The sequence below is a fragment of the Dactylosporangium cerinum genome, from assembly GCF_042653625.1.
Lineage (GTDB): Bacteria > Actinomycetota > Actinomycetes > Mycobacteriales > Micromonosporaceae > Dactylosporangium > Dactylosporangium cerinum.
The window spans coordinates 1-8,180 of sequence record NZ_JBHSIU010000119.1; the positions used below are offsets into that span (position 1 = coordinate 1).

The following is an 8,180-nucleotide window of genomic DNA, read 5'->3' on the forward strand; positions in this document are numbered from 1 at the left end:
AGTCACACCCCAGACTCAGGTGGACAGCCGCAAATACGAGCGATCCCACCGGCTACCTCGACCCAGCCCGGCCGGGCACAGATCGTAGATCCAATTAAAGAAGTAGCCGATGAGCGCTCACCCGATCTTGATATGGTTCCCGCCCCTCACCCGGCATCCCGACTCCCCAGCCTCGTCCAGCGCGGCGTCCACGAGGCGTGGGACCCCGTGCCGACGCCGCTGTCCGCGAAGCGCGGGCCCTCGTGCCGCGATGGGCCAGTGCCGAGCCGGCGTTCAGGTGTGGAAAAGGTAGTCCGGGTCGGTGACGCGACGCAGCACTGCGGGTGTGCTGGATGTCTACTTCGCTTGGGCAGGGCGAGCGAAGACGTCGAGTCGGTCGATTGCGGCGTAGTGATCGCTGACCGCCGCCGCGCTGTCCAGTCCCGCCGCGATGGTCGCTGTCAGGAGCGGACACACGTATTGTTAACTTCGCCGAAGATCGAGTACAGGAGGAGCCAGATGGGCAGCCCAATCGAGGTGGTGCGCAGGTTCTGCGCGGCGTGGTCCGACAATTTCGGGCCCGTCGAGCTGGCCGCTTTTTTCACCGATGACGCCGTCTACCACAACATCCCGCTCGCGCCGGTCGCCGGCAGGGAGGCCATCGCCAACACCATCGCCTCGTTCATCCGCCCTGGCCCGCCAGGCATTGAGCGAATCGAGTTCAGGGTCATCAACATCGCGGCCGATGGTCCGGTCGTGATGACTGAGCGGGTGGACGTCTTCACGCTCCCTGACAAGTCGTTCGAGCTGCCGGTCATGGGAACCTTCGAGGTCAGTGACGGCAAGATCAAGGCGTGGCGGGACTATTTCGACATGAACCAGTTCACCAGCCGGATGGGATGAGGCCCGCGGTCGCCTACTCGGCGGAGCACTACGACCGCTTCGTGAGATCGTCCGGCACGTGGATGGCGGTATCAGTCTCAAAATCGGTGTGGCCGGGCCGATTGCCGGCATGTATCGAGCCGAGCCCCGGGCTTGGCGACGGTGTTCATCCGGCACCGGTGGGGCGGCCGGATCGGCGTTCTTTGGCTGTCAACGCAGGCGGGACTCCTGCCACGGCCCCGGCGTTGTTCAGCTGTGTCCGGATTGATGCCGGTTGTTGGACGCCATAGACCGCGAAGGCGTCGTCGTGGTGGATGACGTCTCCCGCTCCAATCCCGGACGGATACAAGCTGAGCGTCGCCTTCCCCTTCGCGGCAACGGATCCAGCACACGCACTCAGTGTGATCTTTTCCGAGGTCAGCAGGAGCGACAGCCTCCCAGGGTCATCGCAAAGTCGTCAGGCGGCGTCATGCCCAGCAAAGCTGCCACAGCCGGGCTGCCCTTGAGCGCCGCCGCGCCCGCCCCGAACGCGGCCAAGCAGAGAGACCCCGGCCCCAGCAAAGGGCCGCCACGGCCGGGCGATCGCCTCCGGGCCGTTGTGGCGGGTGCCCACGTGCTTCGTGACCGAAGTCGATCCACAAACCACTGATGATCCAGCCCGCGACCAGGTGCATCGGCAGCCCGTTGGTGACGACCGGCATCGTCCGTGACCAAGATCGACAACCGTGTGAGAGGCGTCTGGCCATACGTGGACGATGACGTGCCGCCGATCCGCGTCGGCCGGCCCCGGAGTGGCGAGATGCCGGCGGCACGAAGACGCGCGCGAACCATTCGGTTGGCCACCCGTTCCGCCGGCAAGCGATCTCCGACGCGCCAGCGGCGATAAAGATCAACACACGGAGACGTCGATGCGCGGACGTCAGCGGAGGCCGCCGGCGGCGGTGAGTTGTTCTCCGGTCACCCACGCCGCGTCGTCGGAGGCAAGGAACGTGGCGACCGAGGCGATGTCCTCCGGTTGCCCGGCCCGGCCGAGCACGGTGTGCTCGATGAGTTCCCGCCCGAAGTCGGAGCTGGTCACCCCGGCGGCGTCGGTGCCCTCGGTTTCGACGAAGCCCGGGTTGATGGAGTTGACGCGGATCTGCTTCGGGCCGAGCTCCTTGGCCAGTACGCCGGTGACCGCGTCGACTGCACCCTTGGTAGCGGTGTAGACAACGGTTTCCGGCGGCGTCACACGGCTGGCGGCGGAGCCGACGTTGATGATGCTGGCGCCGGCGCCCATGTGCCTGAGCGCGGCCTGAGTGGTGAGCAGCAGCCCCAGCACGTTGATATCGAACATCCGGTGGAACTGCTGCTCGGTGACGTCCTCGACCGGGGCGAACTCGTAGACGCCGGCGTTGTTGACGAGGATATCGAGGTGACCGTAATGCTCGACGGCCGCGTCGGTAATAGCCCGTGCCTCGGCGACCTTGGAGACGTCACCAGCGACGGCGACCGCCGTGCCACCTGCACTCGCGATGCCGGAGACGACAGCCTCGGCGTCGTGCCTGCCGGTGGCGTAGTTCACGACCACGGACGCACCTTCGTCGGCGAACGCCTTGGCAATGGCCGCGCCGATGCCCTTCGACGCACCCGTCACCACGGCCACACGATCTTGGAGTCGATGCTCGAGCCCGGTCACGTCAATACCCCCTCCGACGCTGGTCGCTTCCCCCTATCCTTCGGCAGGTGGAGCGCACCGCCTCACCCACCAAACATGAGTCGACCACGGCACCGTTCGCCAGCCGGTTGAGGGCCACCACCCATACCCGGATGACCTACGCGGACGCTGAGAACCGAGCGCGCCGTGGGCGTCCTCATCTGCCGCACGTCTCGCGCGGCGGCCGGCTCGGAGATCGTCACGCTGCGCGGTCGCGATCGCGGCGCCGTGGCACGTGGGCGACTCACCGCTCGTAGCCGATGTGCGCATACCGGACCTTGCGGAGAACACGTAGTTATCTAGGCCCGCAACGGTGTCGCGAGTTCGGCGAAGCGGTGGGCCGTCGCCACCTCGTCGGGCAGTTCCAGGATCGGACCAAGCACGGCCGGGCGTGGGGCGGCAATGGTTCCCGGGCCGATAGGGTCCAAGGTATGGGTCTTGCGATATCCGTGGGCATCGAGCCTGAGCTGGCCGACGACGAGGAGGAGCTGGCCGAGGCGCGCGCCATGTTCAAGGGCCTCAGCGCCGCGCTCGCCGCCGAGGGCGTGATCTGGACCGAGCCGATCGGCGCGCCTGTGCCGCCGTCGCGTGCGCCGGTGCTGAGCTTCCCCTACTCGTGGCTGCACTATCTGCGGCGGGTGTACGCATTGGTGAGCATCGGGCGGCCGGTGACGCCGGTCGACGGGCCCGACGAGCGCGACCGGGACAACGATGCGGTCGAGGACGAGACCGCGATGTTCTCCTCGCACCTGCTGTGCCACTCCGACTGCGAGGGCTACTACGTTCCCGTGGACTTCAACGAGCCGCTGTTCCTGACCGAGGAGTCGGGAGTGGCCGGCGGTGGCATGGTCGGCTCCAGCCAAGGCCTCCGCGCAGAGCTGCGCCGATGCGCGCCGGCGATTGGCATCCGGCTCACCCCGGACGGCTCGCTACCCGACGCCGAGGCGGAGCGCCTCGCGGACCTGCCCGAGGACGCCAGCTACTTCATCGAGTCGACGGTCTGGCTGACGCTGCATGAGGCATGCGAGGTCAGCATCGCCAGCGGGCACGCCATCGAGTTCTGCTAGCTAGGGTCTGCCCCGCTCCGCGCAAAGTTGCCCAGGCCAGCCGCGTATCTGCATCGCGTCGTGACTTGATCGGATGCGCGGATCTGCCGCTGTCCGGTGCGATCGCACCCACAAGCGTCAGTGGTGCTCCATCCAAAGCAGCACGTCAAGCACTCGGATGGTGCTGGTCCCGGCCGGAACTTCGCGGACAGGCGCGGCGACGTCGACAAGTTGGGAGTGCAACCCCTCCTGCAGTCGTCGACGGAGTGGCTCCCAGAACTCCGTCGGATCGCCCAGCCCTTTCATCACCACAGCGTCCTGTACTGGGATCAGCCGTGGTCGCTTGCGAGCCAGGAGCTTTGAGGTAATAGTTCGCCCGACGCCTTGTAGAGATCGAATTGAAGCCCAGAGCTCCAAGCACGCCGAGAGATCGGACATGACTACGAGATCAACATTGGTGGGTGTACGAGCCAAAAGCCTCCCAAAGACTCGTCCTCATCGAAGGCAGGTGGGCAACGGGTGCTGGATTGTCAGCGGCAGAGTGCACCTCACTGGTGCGAGGTCGCGGCCGGAAGGCCGAGTTGCGGCTCTTGAACGAGGACACGCTTTGGGGCAAGACGATCACCGACGGGCGCTATCTGGTGCTGAGCCGGCAATGATGACCGCTGAGCTCAGGCGTTCGCCGGTATCCACTCATGCCGCCGATGGTGCGACAGGCGCCCGAACTCGTAACCGGCTGTGACCAGCTTCTGCGAGGCTGAGTTTCCGTCTTGCCAAGAAGCGGATACCCGGTCACGGGCACTCTGGTGCGACGAGACGAAGCGGCGTGCGTGCCGGCACCCAGGACATCGCTTCGACGTCGCCTGGCCGGGTGAAGACGAGTACGGATTCGTCAAGGCGATGCCATACGAGCCGGCCGAAATGATCTTCGTCTGCCTCGCCGGCGACGAGCAACAGTTCCTGGCCTTCCACCCGAAGCGTCAACTCGGCGAGCAGGTCACCATCCAGGTAGGCCAACACTTCTTGGACCCGACCAGTGGGTAACTCGGGCAGGGCTCGCAGCCGGTACCCGGCGCCCAGCTCTTCGGTAGGCCAGTTGCTGGAGGTGCCGATCGCCAGCCCGAACGCATCATTGTCCTGGTACGTGGTGACGACGACCGGCGAGTCGGTGGCGAGCGTTAGGCGCAGTGTGAGCAGTTGCAGACACGGCACGTCCGGGCCGCCGAATTCGAAGTGCGTGTCGTCGCCGCGAACGGCCATCTCAATGCCCTGCCAGGAGCGGACAACATGGCCTTGCAGTGCAAGGAACGCTGACGTCTGCCGCTGAGCCCAACCGCCGTTCATCGCCACAGTGTGCTCTGCGGCCCCGACCACGGATGACACCCCAGGCCCACATCGCCGCCGGCCTCGAAGCTGTGGACGGTAGTCATGGTGTCCGCTCATGCCGCTGGTTTGGCGCGGCCTCGGACCATGGTTTGTCACAGCGGGTGACAGGACTCTGGCGACGCCGACGCTTTCTGTTCTGCCGAGAACAGTGCATGAGTGTTCGATCTTTCTTGACGTAGTCGTCTGCCGACAAAGGGCTCCGGCTACGCGTGCGTCAGAAGTCGTCGGAGTTCCGGTTCTGCCTCACGCCATGCACTGATCACCTCTGCACGCCGCACCAACAGGCGCATTCTCCTCCCTGGCGGCGGCGCCCATGGTGGCGGGTCCCCCCACTCTCGTTTCGGGCGTGTGGTGAACGCGAAGGCCATATCTTGCTCGGTTGTTTCAAGCGTGATGGTCAGGTGATCGAAGGTGTCGCCGAGGATTAGGGGCTCTGGCCCGCGCGTGCCAGGCCGTTCGGCGACGCCACCCAAGTTCTGCAGATGCTGGACATGTGGATAGAGGGCGGTGGTGGTGGCATCACCGAGCGCGTTGCCACGAACGTAGAGTTGGAAGATTCCGAAGCGGCCGTCGTTGCTGGTCGGCGTGTACTCCGCTCTGAACTCGGAGATGTCCCCACCGCCGACCGTCGTGCCCCGCCGGATCGCGCGGTGCCAGATCAAGGGCCACGGCAAGCCGGTGCGACGAGGCGCCGAGGGCCGATCGCCGGGCGGACTCCAGGGATGCGCCGATGGGTCCCAGGAACGAACTCCGCAGTGCGGACAGTGCGGCGGCAGCCGAGTGTTCCCACACGCCGGGCAGCGGTCAGCCGGGACTACTCCTGATCGGTACGCGGTGATCAGTCGCGCTACCACCGTCGCCAAGGACTCCGTCGGATGTTGCTCCGGATCTGGGCAGAAAGCGAGCCGTTGCGGCCATGCATACCAGGCCTTGTAGCGTTCCGGCCGGCGTCGGCCCAACGCCTTCTCCTGCCGACGTCGCAGGGAGAACGCCTGCACCTCAGCGAGCCAGAGTTGTCGAGCATCCTCCAACTCGCCGACGGCACGCAGCAGCGAGTCAGGATCTGACTCCAACGACACGGGCACGCCTGCCCGGAGGATCAGGTGATGCCAGGTGGCACGAAAACCGTACGGGGCGAAATGCAGAACGCATTCACGTAACGCGAGCAACCGGCGGCGCAGCGGCAAACCGACGTTCCGAACTCGGCCGGCCTGAGCCGGGAAGCTGCTCACTTCAAGAGCATAAGGATCTCCACGGGCAGGAGGCCAACTCATTACCGCAGCAGTCACTCACGCGGGCGGGCACGCCCTCTCATGCCGCAGGTCTTGCGCGGCCGCCGACTCGGAGATCGTCACATTACGTGACCATGGCATGCGACCACCGGCTCACGCTGCCTGGGCCAGGTGTGACTCGACGGCCCGGGCGAGGCGGGTGGCGGTGTCGCGGACCGCGCTTTTGTAGCCGATGAACAGCCGGTTGGCCAGCGGCACGGCCCATGCTCCGCGGCGTGCCATATTAAATACGCGGTAGGTGATCATTGTGTGGCTGCCGGATGTGGATGCGCTGATTTCGCCGCGGTACCACCAGTGTCCTTGAAATCCGACTACTCCGTCGCGGTGGTCGATGTCGACGTAGGCCCGTCCGGCCGCACCGACGACCGTCTCCAGCACCCACTCGCTGTCGATGAGCCGCCGCACTTGCGCGAGGGGAGCGTGTACCGGGGCGGACGCTTCGAACAGCAGCTTCATCACGCGTCCCGCCGGGTGTTCTGAAAGGCCGCGATCAGCCATGCGCCGTCCGGGTCGGCGGCGAGAACGAGTGAGATCACCGATGCGCGGTCGGCGGGTACGGTCGGCTGCGCGTCGAGTCGTACGCCGCCACCGATCACCGCATGGGCGACGTCCGGGCGTAGGTATCGCACCAACGGCGCGGGGCCGCCGTCGATGCGGGAGCCGCGTAGGGGGCCGTGCATGAGGAACCGGTGGGTGTCTTCGATCTCGGCCCGGCCGCGCAGGACGGTGCCGTCGAAGACGATGTATGTGGCATCCGGGGTGAACGTCGCGGCGTAGGCGGTCGCGTCCCTGTCGTTCCAGGCCTGGTTGAGGCGGTCGATGGTGTCGTTGATCGTGGGCATAGTGGATCGAGCTCCCTACTCGGACGGCTGCTTCGGTGAGCAGCTCGGGTGGTGTGCCGGCATCCGCGGGTAAGCTCGGTCCTGCAAGAGTCGAGGGCCGCTGATCCGTCACGGTTTCTCGCCGGTCGGGGAGTCGTTGGCGCGGCTCCCTGATCCGTTTCGGGCTGGTCAGTCCTCCTTGATGAGTGCCTCGATGTCGGCCAGGGCAGTTAGATCGGCCGGCCAGTGGAGAACGCCGGCGTCGAGATCGTCGATGACCCGGCCGACCCATTCGGTCTCCGCGCGTAGCCGAGCAGCCTCGTACTCGGCCTCGAGCACGAGAATGCGGGGCAGTTCCGGCGGCACGGACGTCGCCGCTTCCTCCCGGCGGGCGAGTTCCGCCCGCCGGTCGCGTAACGCGGCGGCCACCTCGCCCGGGGTCAGCACACCGGCGAAGGTGAGAGCCGGCACGAAGAGGCTTGAGTTCGCATCCGGCTCGCCCAGCAGCAACAGCACCCAGTTCCGCAGCCGCTGCTCCCCGGAGTCGGTCAGCTCGTAGACGGTCCGCTCGGGCCGCACCCCGTCCCGCGTTGTCGCCGCGACCCGGATGTGCGCGGCGGCCAGGAGGCGCTGCGCCGCGTGGTAGATGCTGCGTGGCAGACCGGATACAAAGGTCTTGTGGGTCCGAACGATCATGATGTGCATTTCGTACGGATGCCGGGGCCCTGTCTTCAGCAGCCCCAGCACGCACAGCGCGGCGGTATCCCGATCGGCCTTCTGCATCCCACCTCCTATGGCAAGTTGCAGTATTGCAACTCGCACTACCTTCGGCAACTGTCACGGCGGTTCGGCTGGTTACCCGTACCGTCGGCGCCTTTCACGAACGCCGGCCTGCACATGGGCGCGACGCGGCAGGGCCTGCGTACCCGCGCCCGCGGATTTGCGTGGTCGACCGTCCGGACTTGCCGCGAGTGTCCCGGTCGTACGGTCATGCGGCGGTCCGCTTGCCAGTCACCTCGTACGAACCGGCCCAAGACCCGCCTTTCTCGCTCACCATGGTCGCTATGAGCTTGTGGCC

At 66.3% G+C, this 8,180-nt stretch carries 9 protein-coding genes; 2 read left to right on the top strand and 7 right to left on the bottom strand.

Annotated elements, in window-relative coordinates; all coding sequences use genetic code 11:
• The first annotated feature begins 498 nt into the window (after window positions 1-498).
• The gene (locus tag ACFPIJ_RS56805) at window positions 499-882 is read left to right on the top strand and encodes a limonene-1,2-epoxide hydrolase family protein (protein WP_380127904.1); all 384 of its coding nucleotides are present in this window, start codon (window positions 499-501) and stop codon (window positions 880-882) included.
• An 898-nt stretch (window positions 883-1,780) separates the two neighbouring features.
• Here ACFPIJ_RS56805 and ACFPIJ_RS56810 read toward each other — a convergent pair.
• The gene (locus ACFPIJ_RS56810; protein ID WP_380127905.1) at window positions 1,781-2,539 is read right to left on the bottom strand and encodes an SDR family NAD(P)-dependent oxidoreductase; all 759 of its coding nucleotides are present in this window, start codon (window positions 2,537-2,539) and stop codon (window positions 1,781-1,783) included.
• Between the two features lie 449 nt (window positions 2,540-2,988).
• Between ACFPIJ_RS56810 and ACFPIJ_RS56815 the strand changes: the two genes are divergently transcribed.
• Window positions 2,989-3,624 (top strand): hypothetical protein, encoded by a 636-nt coding sequence (locus ACFPIJ_RS56815; protein WP_380127906.1) that lies wholly within the window; start codon window positions 2,989-2,991, stop codon window positions 3,622-3,624.
• Between the two features lie 117 nt (window positions 3,625-3,741).
• Here the strand turns inward: ACFPIJ_RS56815 and ACFPIJ_RS56820 are convergent, their stop codons facing one another.
• The 6 genes from ACFPIJ_RS56820 to ACFPIJ_RS56845 form a co-directional block, all read right to left on the bottom strand.
• Window positions 3,742-4,077 (bottom strand): DUF6308 family protein, encoded by a 336-nt coding sequence (locus tag ACFPIJ_RS56820; protein ID WP_380127907.1) that lies wholly within the window; start codon window positions 4,075-4,077, stop codon window positions 3,742-3,744.
• A gap of 318 nt (window positions 4,078-4,395) precedes the next feature.
• A complete protein-coding gene (locus tag ACFPIJ_RS56825; RefSeq protein ID WP_380127908.1) occupies window positions 4,396-4,947 on the bottom strand; it encodes a hypothetical protein in 552 nt (183 codons plus the stop codon).
• Window positions 4,948-5,192: 245 nt separating this feature from the next.
• Window positions 5,193-5,651 (bottom strand): hypothetical protein, encoded by a 459-nt coding sequence (locus ACFPIJ_RS56830; RefSeq protein WP_380127909.1) that lies wholly within the window; start codon window positions 5,649-5,651, stop codon window positions 5,193-5,195.
• A gap of 723 nt (window positions 5,652-6,374) precedes the next feature.
• Window positions 6,375-6,737 carry a hypothetical protein gene (locus ACFPIJ_RS56835; RefSeq protein WP_380127910.1) on the bottom strand — a complete coding sequence of 121 codons (363 nt, stop codon included), beginning with the start codon at window positions 6,735-6,737 and terminating at the stop codon, window positions 6,375-6,377.
• A complete protein-coding gene (locus ACFPIJ_RS56840; protein WP_380127911.1) occupies window positions 6,737-7,123 on the bottom strand; it encodes an SgcJ/EcaC family oxidoreductase in 387 nt (128 codons plus the stop codon). Before ACFPIJ_RS56840 ends, ACFPIJ_RS56835 begins: the two co-directional genes overlap by 1 nt.
• Window positions 7,124-7,291: 168 nt before the next feature.
• Entirely contained in the window at window positions 7,292-7,885 is a 594-nt protein-coding gene (locus ACFPIJ_RS56845) for a PadR family transcriptional regulator (protein ID WP_380127912.1), read from the bottom strand.
• Window positions 7,886-8,180: the final 295 nt, after the last annotated feature.

Coding starts and splice junctions, on each gene's coding strand:
- ACFPIJ_RS56805 (WP_380127904.1), top strand. CDS start 499: ATGGGCAGCCCAATCGAGGTGGTGCGCAGGTTCTGCGCGGCGTGGTCC.
- ACFPIJ_RS56815 (WP_380127906.1), top strand. CDS start 2,989: ATGGGTCTTGCGATATCCGTGGGCATCGAGCCTGAGCTGGCCGACGAC.
- ACFPIJ_RS56825 (WP_380127908.1), bottom strand. CDS start 4,947: ATGAACGGCGGTTGGGCTCAGCGGCAGACGTCAGCGTTCCTTGCACTG.
- ACFPIJ_RS56835 (WP_380127910.1), bottom strand. CDS start 6,737: ATGAAGCTGCTGTTCGAAGCGTCCGCCCCGGTACACGCTCCCCTCGCG.
- ACFPIJ_RS56840 (WP_380127911.1), bottom strand. CDS start 7,123: ATGCCCACGATCAACGACACCATCGACCGCCTCAACCAGGCCTGGAAC.
- ACFPIJ_RS56845 (WP_380127912.1), bottom strand. CDS start 7,885: ATGCAGAAGGCCGATCGGGATACCGCCGCGCTGTGCGTGCTGGGGCTG.